The 18,669-nt window shown below is 51.9% G+C and carries 19 protein-coding genes; all 19 read right to left on the bottom strand.

From position 1 onward, the window contains the following. Positions 1 to 16 precede the first annotated feature (16 nt). The 19 genes from OL236_RS03460 to OL236_RS03370 all read right to left on the bottom strand — a co-directional run bounded on the left by OL236_RS03460 (position 17) and on the right by OL236_RS03370 (position 18,666). Positions 17 to 2,260 carry a TonB-dependent receptor gene (locus OL236_RS03460; protein WP_265071336.1) on the bottom strand — a complete coding sequence of 748 codons (2,244 nt, stop codon included), beginning with the start codon at positions 2,258 to 2,260 and terminating at the stop codon, positions 17 to 19. Between the two features lie 109 nt (positions 2,261 to 2,369). Then, complete coding sequence (locus OL236_RS03455; RefSeq protein ID WP_265071335.1) at positions 2,370 to 3,959, bottom strand: nitrogenase component 1; 1,590 nt, start codon at positions 3,957 to 3,959, stop codon at positions 2,370 to 2,372. After that, the gene (locus OL236_RS03450; protein WP_265071334.1) at positions 3,934 to 4,875 is read right to left on the bottom strand and encodes a LysR family transcriptional regulator; all 942 of its coding nucleotides are present in this window, start codon (positions 4,873 to 4,875) and stop codon (positions 3,934 to 3,936) included. The genes OL236_RS03455 and OL236_RS03450 overlap by 26 nt, the downstream gene beginning before the upstream one ends. An 867-nt stretch (positions 4,876 to 5,742) precedes the next feature. Then, entirely contained in the window at positions 5,743 to 6,135 is a 393-nt protein-coding gene (gene rpsI / locus OL236_RS03445; protein ID WP_006192988.1) for a 30S ribosomal protein S9, read from the bottom strand. A gap of 25 nt (positions 6,136 to 6,160) precedes the next feature. Next, the gene (gene rplM / locus OL236_RS03440) at positions 6,161 to 6,601 is read right to left on the bottom strand and encodes a 50S ribosomal protein L13 (RefSeq protein ID WP_009646432.1); all 441 of its coding nucleotides are present in this window, start codon (positions 6,599 to 6,601) and stop codon (positions 6,161 to 6,163) included. Positions 6,602 to 6,880: 279 nt separating this feature from the next. Continuing rightward, on the bottom strand, positions 6,881 to 7,246 hold the full coding sequence (locus OL236_RS03435; protein ID WP_265071333.1) for a YraN family protein: 366 nt from the start codon (positions 7,244 to 7,246) through the stop codon (positions 6,881 to 6,883). Next, positions 7,243 to 7,572: an EscU/YscU/HrcU family type III secretion system export apparatus switch protein gene (locus OL236_RS03430; protein ID WP_009646424.1), complete on the bottom strand. Its 330-nt coding sequence runs from the start codon at positions 7,570 to 7,572 to the stop codon at positions 7,243 to 7,245. The genes OL236_RS03435 and OL236_RS03430 overlap by 4 nt, the downstream gene beginning before the upstream one ends. Then, entirely contained in the window at positions 7,569 to 9,689 is a 2,121-nt protein-coding gene (locus OL236_RS03425) for a DUF4175 domain-containing protein (RefSeq protein ID WP_265071332.1), read from the bottom strand. Before OL236_RS03425 ends, OL236_RS03430 begins: the two co-directional genes overlap by 4 nt. A gap of 89 nt (positions 9,690 to 9,778) precedes the next feature. After that, the gene (locus OL236_RS03420; protein WP_413777383.1) at positions 9,779 to 10,546 is read right to left on the bottom strand and encodes a ribonuclease HII; all 768 of its coding nucleotides are present in this window, start codon (positions 10,544 to 10,546) and stop codon (positions 9,779 to 9,781) included. Next, positions 10,546 to 11,454 (bottom strand): ribosome biogenesis GTPase YlqF, encoded by a 909-nt coding sequence (ylqF, locus tag OL236_RS03415; RefSeq protein WP_265071330.1) that lies wholly within the window; start codon positions 11,452 to 11,454, stop codon positions 10,546 to 10,548. Before ylqF ends, OL236_RS03420 begins: the two co-directional genes overlap by 1 nt. Positions 11,455 to 11,666: 212 nt before the next feature. After that, a complete protein-coding gene (locus tag OL236_RS03410) occupies positions 11,667 to 12,122 on the bottom strand; it encodes a hypothetical protein (protein WP_265071329.1) in 456 nt (151 codons plus the stop codon). Between the two features lie 69 nt (positions 12,123 to 12,191). Then, positions 12,192 to 12,383 carry a YlcI/YnfO family protein gene (locus OL236_RS03405; protein ID WP_265071328.1) on the bottom strand — a complete coding sequence of 64 codons (192 nt, stop codon included), beginning with the start codon at positions 12,381 to 12,383 and terminating at the stop codon, positions 12,192 to 12,194. A gap of 15 nt (positions 12,384 to 12,398) precedes the next feature. Beyond that, a complete protein-coding gene (locus OL236_RS03400; protein WP_265071327.1) occupies positions 12,399 to 12,914 on the bottom strand; it encodes an IbrB-like domain-containing protein in 516 nt (171 codons plus the stop codon). Between the two features lie 9 nt (positions 12,915 to 12,923). Then, positions 12,924 to 14,228, bottom strand: coding sequence for a DUF3440 domain-containing protein (locus OL236_RS03395; protein WP_265071326.1), 1,305 nt, complete (start codon positions 14,226 to 14,228; stop codon positions 12,924 to 12,926). After that, positions 14,209 to 15,999 carry a GNAT family N-acetyltransferase gene (locus OL236_RS03390; RefSeq protein WP_265071325.1) on the bottom strand — a complete coding sequence of 597 codons (1,791 nt, stop codon included), beginning with the start codon at positions 15,997 to 15,999 and terminating at the stop codon, positions 14,209 to 14,211. Before OL236_RS03390 ends, OL236_RS03395 begins: the two co-directional genes overlap by 20 nt. Continuing rightward, the gene (locus OL236_RS03385) at positions 15,989 to 17,092 is read right to left on the bottom strand and encodes a hypothetical protein (protein WP_265071324.1); all 1,104 of its coding nucleotides are present in this window, start codon (positions 17,090 to 17,092) and stop codon (positions 15,989 to 15,991) included. Before OL236_RS03385 ends, OL236_RS03390 begins: the two co-directional genes overlap by 11 nt. Before the next feature lie 344 nt (positions 17,093 to 17,436). After that, positions 17,437 to 17,724 (bottom strand): hypothetical protein, encoded by a 288-nt coding sequence (locus tag OL236_RS03380; RefSeq protein ID WP_265071323.1) that lies wholly within the window; start codon positions 17,722 to 17,724, stop codon positions 17,437 to 17,439. A gap of 157 nt (positions 17,725 to 17,881) precedes the next feature. After that, entirely contained in the window at positions 17,882 to 18,142 is a 261-nt protein-coding gene (locus OL236_RS03375) for a hypothetical protein (RefSeq protein ID WP_265071322.1), read from the bottom strand. Continuing rightward, entirely contained in the window at positions 18,139 to 18,666 is a 528-nt protein-coding gene (locus OL236_RS03370) for an N-acetylmuramoyl-L-alanine amidase family protein (RefSeq protein WP_265071321.1), read from the bottom strand. Before OL236_RS03370 ends, OL236_RS03375 begins: the two co-directional genes overlap by 4 nt. Positions 18,667 to 18,669: the final 3 nt, after the last annotated feature.

The raw sequence follows: 18,669 nt of genomic DNA, 5'->3' as shown, positions 1-18,669 counted from the left end.
TTTATCTGCAGCGCCGTCAGAGATCAAATGTCGCGGAGAGCATGAACGTCCGCGGCATCGAGAGCAACAGCTTGCTCCCCTGTCCTGGCTGCAGAATCCAGTAGCTGCGGTTGAATACGTTGTAGACGGATGCCTGAACGGATACCGGCGTCGTCCCAATTTTCGTCCGATAGTTAGCAAAGAGATCAAATACTGCCGAGGACGGCACGGAGAGTTCGCGGCGGCCGGTGCCGATGATCGTGCCGCGCGAAACGTAGTTCAGACGCCCCGTGATGGTCCAGTCCGCATTCGGCATATACTCAAGCCCGACAACAGCGCTCCACGGCGCCGAGCTGTCCGTCGGCAATCCGTCGTTTGCGCCTCCCTGCGTCCGCTGCTGGCGCGCATGGATGTACTGAATCCCGCCGAATACGTTCCACTTTGGCGCGGTGGCGCCCGTGACGCTGAGGTCAAGACCGCGGTAGCGGTTCTCTCCGTCGAGACGGTAGAACTTCGTCCCTGGAACAGCGGGGTTCGGAATATCGACGTAGTTCGGCTGGTTCACATCGAAGTATGCAAGCGCGGCATACATGCTGCCGAACTTATATTTGACACCGAGCTCCTTCTGCGTCACATTAACCGCTTCTGCAATCTCTCCCTCGTTGACATAGCCGCTGGGAACCACCTGCCCGCGCGTTGTGGCTTTCGCATACGTGCCGTAGACCGAGAGGCGATCCGTCGGCGCATACGTCATGCCGAACGTAGGCGCATACTGCGTGTCGGACACCTGATTCCAAGCAGCAGCGCCGCGGTAGTTGCCATAGCGGCGCGCGACGGCTGCGAGCAGATTCCACTTACCAATCTTTACATTGTCCATCAAGTTGATGCTCGTATCCATCTCCTGATACTGGAACTTCCGACCAAGGCTGCTGGAGATGTCGTAGTTGTAGATCGACGGCTTGTAGATGATGCCGGAGTAGATATTGCCCGACACCTGCGCTCCTGCCCCATCGCGCCGCGTATTGTTGTACTGCACGCGCCATGAGCGATCCACGGCGAGCGTCACATCGTGCTCCGCCGCACCCGTGCGGAACTTGTGGTTTACGCCAATCTGTCCATAGCGACTCTTGAGGTAGAAATACTGCGACCAGACGCGATTGCCGCGCAGGTTGCCGTCCCCATCGATCGTGACCTGCGCCCAGTAGATGAAACGGCGGTTCGTCATGTCGTTCATACCCGCGTTCAGGAACCACTTCGTATGCGGATTGATCCTCTGCTCGTGGTTGAGTGTGATCTGATAGCCGTCCCAGTCACTGTGCATGAGGTTCGGATCATCGTAGCTGCGGCTCGCATCGGGTGCGCCAGGTACCTGTCGTGCGGAACGTTGGATCTGGAAGCGCCGCTCCGTTCCGCGCAGACGATCCTTGTAGTATCCGCCGAAGAAGTTTGTCGTGCTCTTTGGCGTCTCGCGGCTGACATCGACAAAGAGGTTCGTCTTTTGTCGTCCCGCACCGCTTACGGCGAAATTCCCCTCGCTGTGCTCGCCGTAGACGCGTACGCCGAATGTCCCATCGCCGAGACCGCTGCGGTTCACGTCGATATAGCTGCCGTAGTGCCCATAGCCGCCCACTGTCTGCCGATAGCGCGTGAAGTCGTCCTTCTCCGGGCGCTTCGTGTAGAGATAGACGGAGACAGGCTGTCCGCCGTCAGGGCCGTTATACGACTGCACCGAGCCGGAAAGCGTTGCCGCAGGACCAACCATCACATCTGCGCGGTCAATGGTATTCGTCACAGGACCGGATGCCATGATGAAAAAACCCGGCACGTTGTTGAGATACATTGCCGAACCGTTCGCAAGCATCCCGCGCGCGGAGAAGTCCGTCTTGATAAGCGAGGTGCCAACACGCAACGACGACACATTCGAGAGGACCTGATTCACGTCGCCCGACGGCGCAGCAAACGTATCGAAATTCTTCGTTGTGAGGCTCTGCGCCGTATACGGCACCTGCATTACGTCCCGATCACCCATCAGACCAAAATTCGTCTGTTTCGCATGAAACCCACCGGGCAGATTTCTACGCGCAAGAGTACCTGCGTGGCGGCGCACTCCGATCACCGTTGTCTCGGGCAGATCATAGGTGTTCATTCCCTCTGCCGCCTCCGTCTGCGGATGCTCCTCTGCCGTCTCTGTCTGCGGATGCTCCTCGGCAGCAGCAGTGCTCATCATGCCCGTGCCCGTCAGACATGCGAAGAGCAGAGCAAGTTTCTTCTTTCGTGTCATTTTGAACCATCCTTTGTATCGAAACTATTAATCGTTGGAAAGACTATCATAGTCTACGATTAAATACAATTGAATAGATTCAAAACGATAGTTCAATATTTTTAAAATATCAACCTCTCAAAAATGCGTCCAGTACTGCAGCGAATTCCGCGCCAAGCACGCCGCTCCCCTCTCCCGCGGCATCCCTGCCCGAGAGCAGGCCTGACGGCAGCGGAACGAGGCACTTCTCCCCCATCGCAGGCAGCAACGCAGGATCGGCAATGACAACATCTGCCGCATTCCATGCAGATTGCAGGTCTGCAGCCGTACGAAAGACGAGTACGTCGGCCTCGGCTATCTGCCGATACAGTACTGCAGTTTCCTCGCCCCACGTATAGGCTGCGCTGTAGATATTGCAAAACCCGTATGCACGAAGCAGATGAACAATGGCTGCGGCAGCAATCGGATCAACGATGATGAGGATTTTATCTGTATGTACATCTTCCACTGTCTGCTCCACAACGGCATCCTCTGGGGGAAAATCAAGTGTCGCAGCGATTTCAGCCCGCCATCTGGCCCAACCTGCATTCCCGAGCGGCAGGCTGCGTACAACAGGCACACCGTATTCCTTGTGCAGCCATTCCGCCGCAGACGTGCCGGCAGCAGATATCAGCCAGACCAGCGCGGGGCATTCGGTCAGTGCATCGCGCCCTGCAATGCGCACATCGCAGCCGTACGCAGCGAGAAAATCAATTGGGATATTCAGCTGTGCTATATCGCCAAACAGCAGCGGGCTGTACCCGAGGATAAAGACTGTCCGCCCCCCTTCCAGCCATCCGTCGGACGCTTCCTGCACAAGACGAAGTGTCGCCTCTGCAGTGCCGTACACGGCGTCATGAAAACCGTCTGTTGGTAATGCACATGCGCGGCAACCATGCTCTTCCGCAGCCTGCAGAACCGGCGCGGCTTCCATCGCCATAAAAGAGGGCACTGGAGAACTGAGAAGATGCACCGTATGGTATGCGCCCGTTGCTGCAAGCGCACTGGTTTCTGCGGCAGCGGTCTCCTCCATGCCGAAGATATAGTCCTCCGCCTGCGGGATGAGCGCATAGACATTGCTGCGTCCCGACATGAGATCCATGCGTACGAGCGCATTGCGACAGCCCGACGGCGTGACAAGAACATGCGCTGCGCCATCTTCCTGCAGGAAATCCGACACGCCTGCCGCATCGCTCATCGGCGGCGGCAGCTGGGCTGTTGCAGTGATCACGCCGTCTTCTGGCGGCAATGAGGCAATGAGCTCTTCCACAGTCTCGTGCCGAATGCCGTCCGACTTTGCCAGTGGCCCGCGGAAGAAACAGCGCACGACGCAGCCCGTCTCCGCAGAGAGTGTGCGCTCGATGTCTGCAAAATCTGGGCGCGTGAGGATGTCGAGGCAAGAGAGATAGATCACGACCGCACGTGTGCCAGGAAGGTGTGCAGCATCCGACACTGCATCCCGGATCGCGTCCTCCGCCGTTCCCAACACATAATCCTCTGCTCGCACAGCAACATAGCGGAACCTCTCAAGTGCGCCGATCTGCAGTGCGCGCCGGTAGATGGAGCGAAAACAGATGAGTGCCCCTGCCGCAACGACAACAAGATCGCGTCGTGCCCACAGTCGGTCGAGGCTCGTATCAAAGTCTTTAATTTCCTCAGCGACGATTGGCTGCATCCGCATCCTCCTCGCAACGCAGCAGTTCCTCCCTGCCCGGGTGTCCATTCTCCTCAAGGATTTCGAGGAAAAGATTCATTGCAGGACTGCGCCATTTATTCCGATGTATTCCATAATATGACGTGACGGCCATCGGAGCCGACTTTGCTACAGCCAATCGACCGAGAGCGACACTCTGTCGTGCCGCATAATCTGGCAGTGGCGCAACTCCCATGTTGTTCTCAACCAGATTGATGATGGTCTGTATGCTCCGCAGTTCAATCATATTCGTAAATGAGATCGACTGTTTCCGCAGATAATCATCCACCATCTGACGAATCTCACCTGGTCGCGGCATTATAACTAATGGCATCTCGTTAATCTCCATTTCCCTCTCACGAAAGTTTGGGCACCATACAGCTGTATCAACCGAGGTATAGAAATGCACGGAATTTTCCTCAAGCATCCAGAATGCAAGACTTTCCTTATCTTTTTCCTGAATCGTGTACGCGAGACCGACATCGATCTGCCCTTCACTGAGTGCCGCAACAACATCGCGGCTCGTGAGTGAACGCAGGCGCAGATCGACGTGCGGTGCATGTGCATGAAGACGTTGGAGCAGGGGTGGCAGACGGAAGCAGAGCAGTGACTCCGGTGCGCCGACCGTGAGTGTCCCCTGATAGGCGGTGATGCCATATTGAAAGCTTTTGATTTTCTTCACTGCAGCAAGCACCTCGTCCACATATGGAACCAGTGCCTCGCCCGCCTTTGTTAGGATCATGTGCCGTCCATTTTTCTCAAAAAGCGGTACACCCACGAGCTTTTCCAGCTGCGCAACGTGGAATGTAATTGTCGATGGCGTGTAGCTAAGGAGGCGCGCCGCCTTTGTAAAACTACCCGTGCGCACAATTGTCTTGAACGTCGTGAATATTTTTAGCTCCATCCGTATCTATCCTCATTGGTAAGTATGAAATACTCAAAACAAAAAGTGTAGAGAAGAAATAGTCCATTGTAAAATGAAATTGGACACATAAAAAGTCGAACATACAAAATCGTTCCAGCAAAACACCTTTGCCAAGACCACCATGAGATGGTGTACATTCGATGTTCATTCTACCATAAATGCCGCGCATTCTCCATCGAAATTCAATGTAGGAAAAGACTTCGTCTGTTATGTGAAAGGATTTTAGAGAAAAAATGACTATATAAAAATCATGCAAAGCAAACATATTGTCCACCACCAACCTCAATCCCGCCTTTAAAAGCAACAACTGCCATCCCATCCATCTTAACACAGATATGATCAAGCAGTCCGCCCCATAAATCCTCGCCGAATTCAACGGTAAATTTCCAAAGTAAATCCCACAGCAACTTTGCGAATGTAAATGCTACCTCGTCATGATATTCAAATAATGAACAATAAACTTGTTTGGCACAGGAACTTCCGTAATGTCACTCTGGTACTCCAAGAAACAAGTCTTTAAGGAAAACGCCTCTAAAAGCGGTCATCATTTGCGTAGCGGCAACGCTCCTCTCTTTACATCACGCGAAATGTAATCATACCATCTAAACTGTCCATTCTGTCCATTGCCTCTACACACCGACTTTTAATCGAGATATTCAACACAAGTTGATTGGACACTCGCGTTACAAAAACGCTTGACCATACCCCTTTATCTTCCACCCGCATAGCAGATGGTTTATTGTGTCGCATGCTTTGCATGCGACACTGGGTCACGACCCATAACCGAAAAAGCCCGCCATCTCTTGGATAGCGGGCTTTTGTAACTTTCTATTCGGTTCTTGCTGCTTAACGCTTCGAGAACTGAGAGGCCTTGCGAGCTTTTTTGAGACCGTACTTGCGGCGCTCCTTCTCGCGCGGATCGCGCGTGACGAATCCAGCCTTTTTCAGCGCCGGGCGAAGCTCTCCATCGAGCTCCATCAGGGCGCGCGTGATGCCGTGACGAATCGCACCTGCCTGGCCCGAGGCGCCACCACCCTTGACGTTAGCAATGACATCGTACTTGTCCACCGTATCGGTGAGGTTCAATGGCTGACGAACGATGAGCTCAAGCGTCTTGAGACCGAAATACTCTTCCATATCGCGACCGTTGATCGTGACCTTGCCGTCACCGGGAACCAAGCGAACGCGAGCGACCGAGGTCTTCCTGCGACCCGTGCCGTAATAGCTGACTAATGCCATGGATTAAAACTCCTCCTTCCAGAAATCAACGGATGTCGAGCGCGAGCACTTCGGGCTTCTGCGCTGCGTGGGGGTGTTCCGAACCAGCATAGACATTGAGCTTGCGGTACATTTGTGCACCGAGGCGATTTTTCGGCAACATGCCGCGCACCGCTTTCTCAATGACCTTCTCCGGAGCTTTCTCCATGAGCTTTCCTGCCGCTGTGAACGTCGTGCCACCCGGATATCCGGAATGACGGAAATACATCTTATCCGTGAGTTTCTTGCCTGTAAAGACTGCCTTCTCCGCGTTGATCACAATGACGAAATCACCCGTATCAACATGCGGCGTGAAGGTCGGCTTGTTCTTGCCGCGAAGCACCTTGGCGACTTCCGCCGCCAAGCGACCTACCGTCTGGCCGGCAGCGTCGACAACATACCACTTGCGTTCGATATTCGCTGCATTCGCCATAAATGTCGTCTTCATGCGAATCCTCCCTCAACCTATTGTAATGCATTATTTTCATAGATGATGGCCCGCTGGCGCTCCGGGGCTAATGGATGCGCTTGCTACGACTCATACAGAAATATTCTATTCAAAAGGGCACAGCTTGTCAAGCATTTTTTCTTGCCGCTGCTCTGCTTGGCAGATTGCAAGTTTAATTGTCGCATCGTTCTGCCAAACTTTGGTAGCTTATGCAGCCGCAAACGACAAAGGCGCCTTCCCTCCAAACCCTTCAGGAATCACTGAATTTATCAAATTCCCTTAAATACCATCAAATTCAAAGGCGTTCTCATAATGGCGTACCGCATAAGATTCGTCCATCGCGAGGATTTCTATGACATCAAATCGACAGGCTCTTTCCACAAACCCATGCTTCTGCATATACAAAAAGGCTGTACGAAAAATACGCCGCTGTTTCGTGCGTCCTACGGCCTGAGCCGGCGTGCCGAAGCGCGTCGGATGGCGCGTCTTGACCTCGATGAAGAGCAATGTCCCATCTTCCTCAGCAATGATGTCGATCTCACCCGTCTTCATGCGAAATTGCCGTTCTAATATGCGGCAGCCACGCTTTTCCAGATACAGCGCCGCCGCTTCCTCACCTCGGTCGCCAAGTCTCTTCGTTATCACCGCGGCAACTCCGGCTTCTGATGGCGTTTGTCGATGCGATAGACATAGGCGAGAACCTCAGCAACTACACGGTAAAGTTCCGGCGGAATCTCTCGGTCGAGTTCCAAGGCCATCAGCATGTTGACAAGCGATTTGTTCTGGTAGACAGGAATCGCGTTTTTCTGTGCCGCTGCGAGGATGTTTTCCGCGACGAAACCGCGTCCTTTCGCCACGACTTTCGGAGCTTGCTGCCTTTCCGGCTCATAACGCAAAGCCACAGCTCTTTGATTGGCAACGTCTCGCTCTTCCAGCGGCAAATCTTTATTTTCCATATTCGTGTCCATCATTCTTTACTACCCGCTATACTGACTTTGAGATCGGTCAGTTCCAATGCCATCGTACGAAATGATTCCTTGAACTCAGGAATATACGACTTGAACTCTTCCACAGCGGACGCCTCCGAGAAAAGCACGCGCATGTTGAGGCTCTTCGCGTCGTACACCTGGCAAGTCAGCTCTACGGCGCCAATATGGTCTGTAAGCACGCAGAGTCTGAGCCACGTTTCCTTGTGCATGCTCCCATCCTCGGGCGAATACTTCTCCTCGTTATAGACATTGGCATACGCGGGGAAACTCTGTTTTTCGCCTTCCCCCATATACAATGGCAACATGAAATTCAGTGACCGATGCACATTGCCCTTGCCATCCGTCTGAAAAAGACTGCCGCCTTCCATAGAACGCTTCATCGAAGCGGCAAATTCCGCGACATCCTTACCCGCTCGCTTGAGCTGCTGCTCCTTCATGTCCTTCACCGCCGTCATATCGCAGAGCTGCATAAATGCCCAGAGACGCGGCAGATCGCCGAGATTCTTCTGCACGGCAGCCTGATTGACGGCAGCAGGAACATTATTCTGACTGAGGCGCAGGAGAAGCTGCAGCTGCTTCGCTTCCTTGTCCGGCAAGAGTTTTTGCCCGTTGTTGATAAAGTCGCGCAGCAAGGCGGCATCTTTCTCTGTAAGCGGCATATTCTTCAGCATGAATGACGCCGTCTCCTTCAGACTCTGCATGAGCTGAGGCGTATTCTGCATCACGGGCATCTGACGCGCAGAAGCTTTCGCCTCTCCCTGCGTATTGCTCGATGAGTTAGTCGATGGACCGGCAGGATTCCGCCCCTGCAGCAGAGACTTTTCCTGCGCTGTATTCTGTTTGGTGCCTTCCTGTCTTGTCGACTGCGGATTCACACTTTGTTCATCCTGACGCGATACCGCTGATTCCGTCGACTTTCCCTCTTGCTGCGCACCACGCAGCATTTGCTCACTCGACTGTCCTTTGCCCTCGGCAGCATTTCCCTGTCCGAGGGCTTTTTGCTGCTGTGCTCCGCTTTGCTCCTGAGGAGTCTTCGTCTGCCCCTTGCCCTCGGTAGTCTCTGCCTGCCCTGAAACCTTCTGCTGCTGTGTTGTTTCCGAAGCGCCATCCTCAGCGTCTGGCAACAAGTCAGGTTCCATTCCCTCGGCATTCTGCTGCACAATGGCGTCATTCCGTTGGGGCTGTTGCGTCGCCGCTTTTCTCAACGCCGCCTCCTTCCCAAGTACCGCTTCACCTTCCTTCTGCGCAGCGTTCGTCTCCTCATTGGCGGCTTCCGACATCTGCCTTGCCGCCTCTTGCCGCACTTCCTTCGCACCGCCTTCACTCATATCGCGCATCGGTGGATTCGCACTGGTCTCAGCATCCGCGTCGCCTTCGGGCATCGTCTGCCCCGACTCCTGCATGATCGGCGACACACTCTCCTCTCCGAGCCGCGGCATGAAATATTGCACAAGAGACTTCAGAAAGTCAAAAGAACTTGTCTCGCTCGCACCCTGCTGCGGCTGCGGCTGCGTCTGTGCCAAAACCGTCAATGCCTGCTGCAAGGCTGCCGGCAAATCCTCCAGCGCCTTAGCGTCAAGCAGTTGGAAGGACAGCTTATTCAAGAGGGCTGGCTCCAAGGAGTTTCCACCCTCCTGCGCCGTCAGAAGCGATTTCAGATTTCGCAGCAACGTCTGCATGCTCTCACTGAAATCGCTGACCTGCACGCCCTTTTCCGCGAGTGCACCCAGCTGTGTGAGCATGCGCGAAAGCGTGCCCAACTGCTCCAAGGAAAAACGCTGGCTCTCCGTCGTACTGCCCAATCCCTCTTCCAAGGTCGCACTTAACGAAAAAGCGCTTTCCATGACATTACGAATCACCTTCTGCAGGTGATCGGGCAGAACCTCCACCGAATCCTCCTGTCCTTGGGAAATCCTCCCGAGGACGGATGACAAATCCGCAATGGAATTTCGTATAGAGACATTCGTCTCCTTTGCAAAAGGGGAGGACGAAGTGCCGTCCCCTCGCCGCGTTACGGCATCTGTCGATCCTGTCGTCTGAGGCCGCTGTATTCGCTGCAAAGACCCCGCAGCATTGGCGGCATTTGCTTCCATTGCCATGAAACGAATCCTCCGTGTAATCTTCTAAGGAACACCTGCTAAAATGAAATCCATCCGTTTGATGCCGGCCTCATCAACGCGTCCTTGCCTCAAGGGTTCACCGCCATCGAAAGAACCGGCTCGAAGGATCTTCGATGAATGGGACAAGGCCCATACTTCCGTAAAGCCGCCAAATGCTCCGCCGTCCCATAGCCCTTGTGCCTTTTGAAACCATACTGCGGATATTCCTCGTCATATTTCAGCATCAGGCGATCCCTCGTAACTTTGGCCGCGATCGATGCCGCCGCAATCGACGCCGACTTTGCATCCCCGTGGACAATGGGAGAAGACGTCATAGAAAGCTTCAACGGCACGGCATCGAGCAAGACATGCTGCGGCTGCGGCCGCAAGGCGGAAACAGCTTCGTACATCCCCTGCTTCGTCGCTTGATAGATATTCTTTTCGTCGATGATTTTCTCTGAAATGCTCACGATTTCCACAGCGACAGCGCTTTCCATAATGGCAGAAAAAAGTTCCTCGCGCACGGCTGGAGATAATTTCTTCGAATCATTCAAATGTGGCAGAAAAAGACCCAGCGGCAAGATGACTGCGGCGACTACAACTGGTCCCGCCAAAGGGCCACGACCGGCTTCATCGACGCCTGCCACAAGCAGACAGCCCTTCTCACGTGCCAAAAATTCGTAATGGTACAGTGCTGCGACGCGGGCGCGCTCCTGCGCATCTCGCTCCCATCGACGCACCAATCGCTGCACACCTGTGCGGGAATCAGACAGGCACTGCCGCTGCAGCTCCTCAGTCCACTTCCCTGCGCGATAAAGGCACTCCAGTTCTCTTATCGTCATTTCTTCCCTATCCATTAACCGCCGTCCACTTCCTCCGATGGTTCCGTCGGGGGCACGTCCAAGCTGATCTTGCCAAACTTCCCCATGCGGAATTCCGTCAGAAGGATATGCTGCACCTTCTCGAAATCGATGCGTCCGCCCTTCAAAAGGCAGCCACGCTTGCGTCCAATCGCCTCCATCAGTTCCTCCGTAGTCTCTGGAAGCGCCTCCTTGAACTTGAAACGCTCCTGCAAGCGTTCCGGATGATCGCGCCGCAAAGCCGCAAGGAGCAAGTGCGCCACATTCTCCAAATCGTAGATCTCATCGTTGACCGCGCCGGTAAACGCCAACTTAAGTCCAACCGCGCGGTCTTCAAACTTCGGCCAAAGAATCCCCGGAGTATCCAAGAGATCAACGTCCGCTCCGATGCGGATCCACTGCTTCGCGCGCGTGACGCCTGGCTTGTCCGCCGTCTTCGCCTTCGCCGCGCCTGCCAAGCGGTTGATCAGGGACGACTTTCCGACGTTCGGTATGCCGAGGATCATCACACGCGCCTTGCGTGCTGCAACACCTTTCGATACCAACCTTTCCGTACGATGTTTCGCAGCCTTCTCAATGAGCACCAACAGTTCCCGCATGCCCTTCCCCGTCACAGAATCGAGCGCGACAGCCGGAAGCTTCTGTGCACGAAAATATTCCAGCCAACACTTCGTCATCTTCTCGTCCGCCAGATCCCTCTTGTTGAGCGCCACGACGCGCGGCTTGTCGCCGACGATCTCCCGCAGCATGGGATTCGCGCTCGCCGCTGGAATCCGCGCGTCAAGCAGTTCGACAACGACATCTACAAGCTTCAAATTCTCCTCCACCAGTTCCCGTGCTTTCTTCATGTGGCCCGGATACCACTGGATGATGGGTATATCTCTCGCTACATCATTTTTTATCATTATACATATTCCCTTCGACCCTTGATTTTACTGAGTTCTTGCATCATGCGCCTAGGTACAAAACAAAGAAATCACGATTTATCGCTATCCATACTATATCATACTTTAGTGTAAAAACCCATAAATGGGAGACGAACGGGAGACGATAACGTAAAACGGGAGACAGGGAAATAAGCCCCGACAGTTCGTATGAAGACTGTCGGGGCTTATCTTTATTCATCTTCCATTTCTTTGCACAGTGCAAGGATTTTCTCCTGCATCTTCGCCTCTTCTTCCGTCAAAGGGACATCAATCTCAGGAAGGTGTAGAAGTAAAGCATCATACAAAAAATCTCCTGTCTTGGGGAAGTCTTTTTCCGCCTCCTCTATTGCCTCTCTCACTCGCTTTTCTCTGGACTGTCCAACGGCCATATATTCTTTAAGGAACTTTTTTGCGTCGGCTTCCGTTGCTGGCATCTTGCCGACGTACCACTTCCCTCCCGTTTTGCTTGCTTCGCACAAAACGTATTTTGGTCGGGGCAATCCCTCAAAGCCGCCTTGAAGATCAATAAAGCACCAAGTGCTTTCTGGTGTAACTTCTCGGGCGAACTCTAAGGCCTCATCGATAGACTGGAATGATTCGTTCCATCCCTCATTGCAGGCCCCGTAGTGTACAACAAATTCTACCATCTTGACTCCTCCTATTCGTTGTCGTTTATATGCTAGCATATATATGCTAGCATATAAACTATCGATACGTCAAGTCTTTTTCAAAGATTTTATTTTTTCTTCCACAGCCGTTGTGATAAAAGCAGCCATTGAAAGCCCTGCTTGATTGGCCGCGTCTTTTATCGCGTCCCTCAAACCCTGAGGGACGCGAATCGCAATACGGTCATATTTTTCACTATTGTATTTATTTATATATCTTTTTGCATTATCTTGCCAAGCCATCGCACACGCACCTCCTTATTTTGCTTCCCAAGCGCGGGAAAAGTTCTTGTCCTTGAACAGCGCTGCCAACCCTGTGATTTGCTTGAGACGGATCACCTCATCGGCATCCATGCCGAGGTGTTGCATGATCCAGCGGTTGCTCTTACCCATATCCACGAGTTCGCGCACGATATTGCTCATCAGGTCAAGGTCATGCGATCCTCGCGCCCGATTGTGGCGTATCGTGCTGGCCATCCGCTCACCGATCGGCTTGTTAATGACTGAGACAGGAAGCATCCCGCCCTCGCGCTCATAGATGTCCTTATGCTTGAGCATAATGGAATATCTATGAAATCCATCGACAATTTCATACATGCCATCATCTGCCATATAGCAGACAATCGGCATCGTGTATCCGTCCTCCTTAATGCTGTCATACAAAAGCTTCATTTCCGGCGGCGCCACGCTGTTGGGGTTGTACTCGTTTGCTCGTATTTTTTCGATCGGTACGGCTCTCACGCCATACACTGGACTCTGATATGCCATTTCCATCACCCTTCCTTAAATGTTCTTGTATTTCTCAATGATTGCCTTTTGTCGCAAGGTCAGGTCTTTTGTAATCGTAAAGCACAGTCCCTTGCACACGTAATCGTTCTTGATGATGCACATGGCCATGCGCTTCCAAGTGCATAAATCTTGTCGACTATCCAGTCCCGGAAGTTCATCCAGTACGCGCCGCGCCTTGATTACGTCCTTGTCGCCTTTCCCCCTATTGCTTGGTTTATGGGTATTTTCGTATGCTCCTGGAGCTGTGCGCTCGATTTCCTCGATCGCATCTGCCAGCACCGGGCATCCAGTTTTTCTCCAGTACCGGATGAATTTTATGAATTTCCGCCGATAATTGTCTGCCGTCTCCTCCGGCAAGGTTGTCAACAGGAATTTACAGAAACTTTTCCATGTGTGACCTTTTGGCAGCGTGTACGCGGCGGTCATAATTTTTTTCCCGCTGTATATATTGCCGAAATTCGCGCCAGACACGCGATTAACAACCCGTGCCCACGTCTCCGGCTCAATCACACGGAACAAGCTCAATCCCGCTTTTGCCTCATTCCCAAACGGCTCGTCCACTCTCATTTTATGGATGGATATTCCCGCTCGATAGAACAGGTCATATAGTGTATTATACGGCTTATTGTGTTTTCCGTAATAGATCCAGTCGTCTTCCGACGACCAGTCGTATACGGGGTAGAAACTATATACATCCTCCGCCATTTTGACCGACCATGCTTTATCTTTGTAAATATTCTTCTGGCTGCTGTCAGCAGCCACTGCCCGCCATCGGTTGAGGCTTTCATCTGTCCGTATGCCTACGAGCTGCGCGGTTTTCTTCCCTTGAGCATACCATTCAGCGAAATGGAGAATAAACTTCTCAAAGGGCATATTCTGCCGATACCACGGGAATGTTTGATTGTTCAAATTTATGACCCACGGATTCTTCGGCATCGGGCGCACCCAGATCGGCTCTTTCTCTGGCTGCCACCATATCCATGTTGGTTCGAGAAACGATAGACTGTTTGGACTCTCCATTGGCAGACATATCCAATATGGTTCGATCACATCGAGATTCTCGGAAATCATCTTCTCGACATAGGAAATTGTCTTTTCATAGAATGCTTCAAGATCGATGAACAGTACTCCTATTTTCCGTCCTCGCTCACGTGCCATATCTATGGCCATGTTTAAGACGACACCACTATCTTTGCCGCCTGAAAAAGAAATCAACACTTTCTCGAATTCGTCGAAAATGTAGCGCATCCGCGCCTGCGCGGCCTCATATACATTTTCTTTAAGATACACCTTTTTCATTGGGCACTCTCCTCATACGCCGCCATTTCTTTCCCTTCATTTTCAATGCCTGGAAGCCAGCCTTTTCAAAAAGTGGCACAAGATACTCTCGTGTCGTCACGTCCATTGCCCGATTGCCCGCAAACTTAACCGCCTCTTTTATGAGCCGCTTGTATACACCTTTCCTGCGATGCGACGGAATGACATATCCGGCACTGAACTGCAGTACTTTGTTTTTCGGCTCGATGGACACAAAGCCGACAATTTCATCGCCATCTTCGGCGACAATCCACGTCCAATCATCCGCATTGCTGAGCGGATATCCATCAAACTCCTTGCGCACATCCCTCGATCCGAGGAACGGTCCCAGTTTGATGTAAAATTCTTCCGGCATTATTCCTGAAGAAATTTGTCTGTACTTTATCATTTCGTCCCTCCATTTCTCAATATTCTTCTTAAACTCTTCTACGAGGCTTTCTTTTCGCCACAAACAACGCATGATGAACTCATCTATGGTGTCTACAGAGTAAATATCGTAAATACGCACCTCCTCAGTCTGACCAATGCGATGTACGCGATCCTCTGCTTGCATCCGCGTCGCAAGATCAAAGTCATTGCTGTAAAATATGATATTTCTGCAAAATTGCAGGTTTAAGCCATAGGCGCCGCAAGCCTTATTTGCGACCATGACTTGCATATCATCCCGGAACCTTTTTCTGTTTTCCTGTCGCTTCTTTTGTGATATCTCACCCGTAAACAACACGCTGCTTCGCCCCATCTGCGTCAACATCTTGCAAATACTTGTAGCCTCCGTTCTGTATTTGCAGAAAATCAGAACCTTTTCATCCCCTATTTCTCTCTGTAACAGATTCTTCAATGCCCAAAGGCGAGGATTATCTTCATCAGGCATCATCGCTTCTGTTACCATCCGTTCTTGCGGACTGGTCAGAATCCGCCGCCCAGATACAATATGCTGTAATGCCGCAAATAGCTTGTATATTGTTTCCGAGCGAATTTCATCGACATATTCAAGATATGCCAGTTTCACCTCCCTATACTCTTCCATCTGCGTTTCATCTAAAGAAAATGGTTCCCCAAAATATTTTTTATCAGGTAATTCAAGGCATTCCGCCTTTTTTACCTGATAAGTATACGGTGCTATTTTCTCTGACAGGTAGTCTGTATTCAGCACCGCTTCGATTCGATTGTAGTCCACGATCTCACGTCCACTTGGCAATCGAATTCTTCGGTATTCCAAATGGTTTGCCGCAAAGCTATAAAAGCTTTGATACCCAAGAATTCGCCAGTCCAATATGTACCATTGAGCGAACATGTCCGCCTCATTCTTTGAGATCGGCGTGCCATTCAAAATAAGCTTATACTCGCAATGACTGGCGAGTTCGATGACGCGCTGCGTGCGGATCGCGTCTTTATTTTTGGTGAGATTGCTTTCATCCACCACCAAAAACACGCGGTATCGTTTTACCAGCTCCAACAGCTTCATGTAGAGCAAGTCGGCGGATGATAGACTTTCTATCCCACGCACAATAATATCTTGCGGAAATTCCCCGCAGTAATAAGCGAGGTCTTCCCGCAAGTTCCTTTTAACGCTGCACGGACAAAGCCAGAGTGCAGCGTCCACCTTTGCGCTGTTCAATCTCGCTGAGATGAGTTCCAGTGCCGTCCGTGTTTTCCCGGTGCCTTGTTCCATATACAAGGCACCGACTTTTATTTTTTTGAGCTTGTTTACGGCCTCTTCCTGATGTGGTAAGAGCGGGATATCAATCTTCATCCCTCAAATCCTCCAAAACATCGCGGGACGATTCCAGGATTTCTTTCAACTTATCGCCTCTTTGGCTGTCGCTCTCTGTCTTTTTAGGCGACACGGTAATCCTTTCTTTATACGCTTTCTCCTCTTGGGTAAGGAGGGCTTCTGCCGCTTCCGAGATTCCGAGATCGTAGAGTTTCACAAACTCCCGTATCTCCGCAAAATACCGTGATGGCACGCGCATAGTGCCTTCGCGATATTTCGCGTGCGGCAGGCGCTTTGCCTCATCATAGAGGCTATATTCTCTGGTGCGCCAATATATCTCTACTTCTTCATCCCCGCTCTTTAGTATCCACTTATGTTTTTGTGGCTCAAACTCTCCCCTGACGGCTTTCTCTCGTACTTCCTCATCATATATGCAGATAGGGACGCCCGCATTCAGCAGGAGATTCCCGATTTCTGCGATGCGGTCTTCTACTCGTCCCCTTGTCGCCGTCACTTTCATGCACCACCGAGCCTTCTCACCGTCCCATTTATATCCTGCCGCTCTTGCGGTTTCTATGATAATGTCGTTTTTTGGCGATTTTATTTCTATAAACTCGCCCTTGTGGCAGATCTCTGCTATATCTTTTGTCTGCTCGTTCTCCGGATATATGGAAGCCTCCTCTTTTGCGGCGGCTTCCAGTTCTTTGGATTCTTCAACAGCATATATTTTACTTTCGTTTTCCGCCCATTCTTTTACCAATTCACGGATTGACTTCTCTCTATTATCAATCCAAAACCTCGCTTCTGTCTGGTTTTTCAGCCAGTTGACGAATTTTTCAGCGCGCGGGTCTTTTTGCGGCCCGAGCTTTTCCCAATCCTTAAAAAAACCATCACGAATCTTCTCCGCCCAAGCCACTTGCTTGGGCGACCCTTCAAGCGTGGGAAGATTAAATGCTTCTTTGCGTTCTTTTCTACTGGTCTCCTCATGTTTCTGCATTTGGGCTTTGTAACATTCACTGCAAAGCCCGTAATTTTCCAGCCATTCAATTTTCCGTTCACGCTCTGAAGACTTTCCGTAAAGCACGATAGTTTCTTCGTGCCCACAGCTGCAAACAACATCATATTTTGCCATCTTAAGCCCTCCCTATTTATATGCTAGCATATATATGCTAGCATATAAATCATTGATATGTCAAGAGGCTTTTTAACTTTTTGTAAAAATAAAAAGCAAAAATGGAGAGGCCTTTTCGACACTCTCCATTTTTGCTGGCGTCTCCGCCCGTTTGAGTGTTCCCACTCATTTGCAATAGACACCATTTTTATTTCGCTATTCTAATCCGCGCCTCTACGAGGCGACCAGCCCGCTTCTAGGCGAGCTGTCTTGCATTTTTATTATAGTCCAATCTCAATATTCTGTCAACTACCCCAAATAAAAAACGGCCCCAAAGCCAAAGCCTCGGGGCCGTTGCGATTGCCTTACGCCTGTTCCGTCGGCGCGAGCGTCTTGGTCAGAACCATCTTGACCAGCCACACTGCTCCCTGCATGACCGTCGGCAATACTACAGCGTCACGCCAGTAGCACCAGCCATGCTCCTCCTTGGACTGCTCTTTGATCTGCGCCACAAACTTGTCCACGGCCTGCTCGACCAGCGGCACGCCCTCGCTCAAGATCGCGCGAGTCACACGCTGCTTGACGTCCTCTGTGACACGATCAACATTAAGCTCCTTGACAATGTTGTCCCTGATGTCCGTCCACTTGCTCATGATTTTTTTACTCCTCTCTGTTCTTTCCCTTGAAACTTTCAACTTTTACGGTGAACATGTAAAACATACTTACAGGTTGCAATAACCAAAATAACGATAATTTGGTTATTATTTGTTACAAGTTTCAAAATTGTCGTTATTAGGGTTTAACGACGCATCAAACACAAACGCATACCAGAGCACCATGACCGCCCTTGGGCAGACTGTCGCTCCCCTGCGCTCGTCCCAGGCGACGACGATGCACCGCCCATACCGATGCGCCCGCAGCAGCTCTCCCTCTGCAGGCGTCTATTGACCAACCCTGCCGCGGCTCGGACAGCCATGCGGCAAAATCTTGCATGGCGTCCAACCGCACGAGGTCGTGCCACTCCGTTTGCTCGGGCGGCTCTCGTGCCTCCTTTTTCGCCCGTCGCCTCACAGCATCTGCTCGTAGTCCGTCACGCCTCGCGCGATGGCGCGGGCGAAGTCGTCCTGATTGTCACGCAGGAGCGCGGCATCGTCCTCATTGTCGATAAAGGCAAGCTCGACGAGCACGGCGGGCATGTCAGTGTGCTTGAGGACATAGAGTCCGGGGCGATCCTTGAGCCCGCGATCTGTAGTGTCAAGGCTGTCCACGATCTGCCGCTGGATGCAGTTGCCGAGCCGACCGCTGCGCGTGCTGCCGGGATAAACACAGCTCTCCGTGCCGTTCGCATTTCCATTAAAGGCATTGCAGTGGATCGACACAAAAACATCCGCCTCGCTCTCGTTGGCCGTGCTTGTGATCGTATAGAGACTGTCATCCTGCAGATTGCCGACGACCTCGACACCCGCACCTACTAGATAGTGCTCCACGAGATCGGCGACACTCTTTGCCACATCGCACTCCCTGAGGCCGCAACCGCAAGCACCCGGATCGGGATTACCGTCCGGCGCATGCCCCGGGTTCAAAAACACTTTCACTTC

It is taken from the genome of Selenomonas sputigena, assembly GCF_026015965.1.
Taxonomy (GTDB): Bacteria; Bacillota; Negativicutes; order Selenomonadales; family Selenomonadaceae; genus Selenomonas.
The sequence above is the reverse complement of the archived record's forward strand: the minus strand, read 5'-3'. Positions and strand labels throughout refer to the sequence as shown.

Coding starts and splice junctions, on each gene's coding strand:
- OL236_RS03385 (WP_265071324.1), bottom strand. CDS start 17,092: ATGGCAAAATATGATGTTGTTTGCAGCTGTGGGCACGAAGAAACTATC.
- OL236_RS03430 (WP_009646424.1), bottom strand. CDS start 7,572: ATGATGGACACGAATATGGAAAATAAAGATTTGCCGCTGGAAGAGCGA.
- OL236_RS03420 (WP_413777383.1), bottom strand. CDS start 10,546: ATGGATAGGGAAGAAATGACGATAAGAGAACTGGAGTGCCTTTATCGC.
- OL236_RS03455 (WP_265071335.1), bottom strand. CDS start 3,959: ATGCGGATGCAGCCAATCGTCGCTGAGGAAATTAAAGACTTTGATACG.
- OL236_RS03450 (WP_265071334.1), bottom strand. CDS start 4,875: ATGGAGCTAAAAATATTCACGACGTTCAAGACAATTGTGCGCACGGGT.
- OL236_RS03395 (WP_265071326.1), bottom strand. CDS start 14,228: ATGAAAAAGGTGTATCTTAAAGAAAATGTATATGAGGCCGCGCAGGCG.
- rpsI (WP_006192988.1), bottom strand. CDS start 6,135: ATGGCATTAGTCAGCTATTACGGCACGGGTCGCAGGAAGACCTCGGTC.
- OL236_RS03425 (WP_265071332.1), bottom strand. CDS start 9,689: ATGGCAATGGAAGCAAATGCCGCCAATGCTGCGGGGTCTTTGCAGCGA.
- rplM (WP_009646432.1), bottom strand. CDS start 6,601: ATGAAGACGACATTTATGGCGAATGCAGCGAATATCGAACGCAAGTGG.
- OL236_RS03400 (WP_265071327.1), bottom strand. CDS start 12,914: ATGGAAATGGCATATCAGAGTCCAGTGTATGGCGTGAGAGCCGTACCG.
- OL236_RS03460 (WP_265071336.1), bottom strand. CDS start 2,260: ATGACACGAAAGAAGAAACTTGCTCTGCTCTTCGCATGTCTGACGGGC.
- OL236_RS03390 (WP_265071325.1), bottom strand. CDS start 15,999: ATGAAGATTGATATCCCGCTCTTACCACATCAGGAAGAGGCCGTAAAC.
- OL236_RS03405 (WP_265071328.1), bottom strand. CDS start 12,383: ATGGCTTGGCAAGATAATGCAAAAAGATATATAAATAAATACAATAGT.
- OL236_RS03410 (WP_265071329.1), bottom strand. CDS start 12,122: ATGGTAGAATTTGTTGTACACTACGGGGCCTGCAATGAGGGATGGAAC.
- OL236_RS03380 (WP_265071323.1), bottom strand. CDS start 17,724: ATGAGCAAGTGGACGGACATCAGGGACAACATTGTCAAGGAGCTTAAT.
- ylqF (WP_265071330.1), bottom strand. CDS start 11,454: ATGATAAAAAATGATGTAGCGAGAGATATACCCATCATCCAGTGGTAT.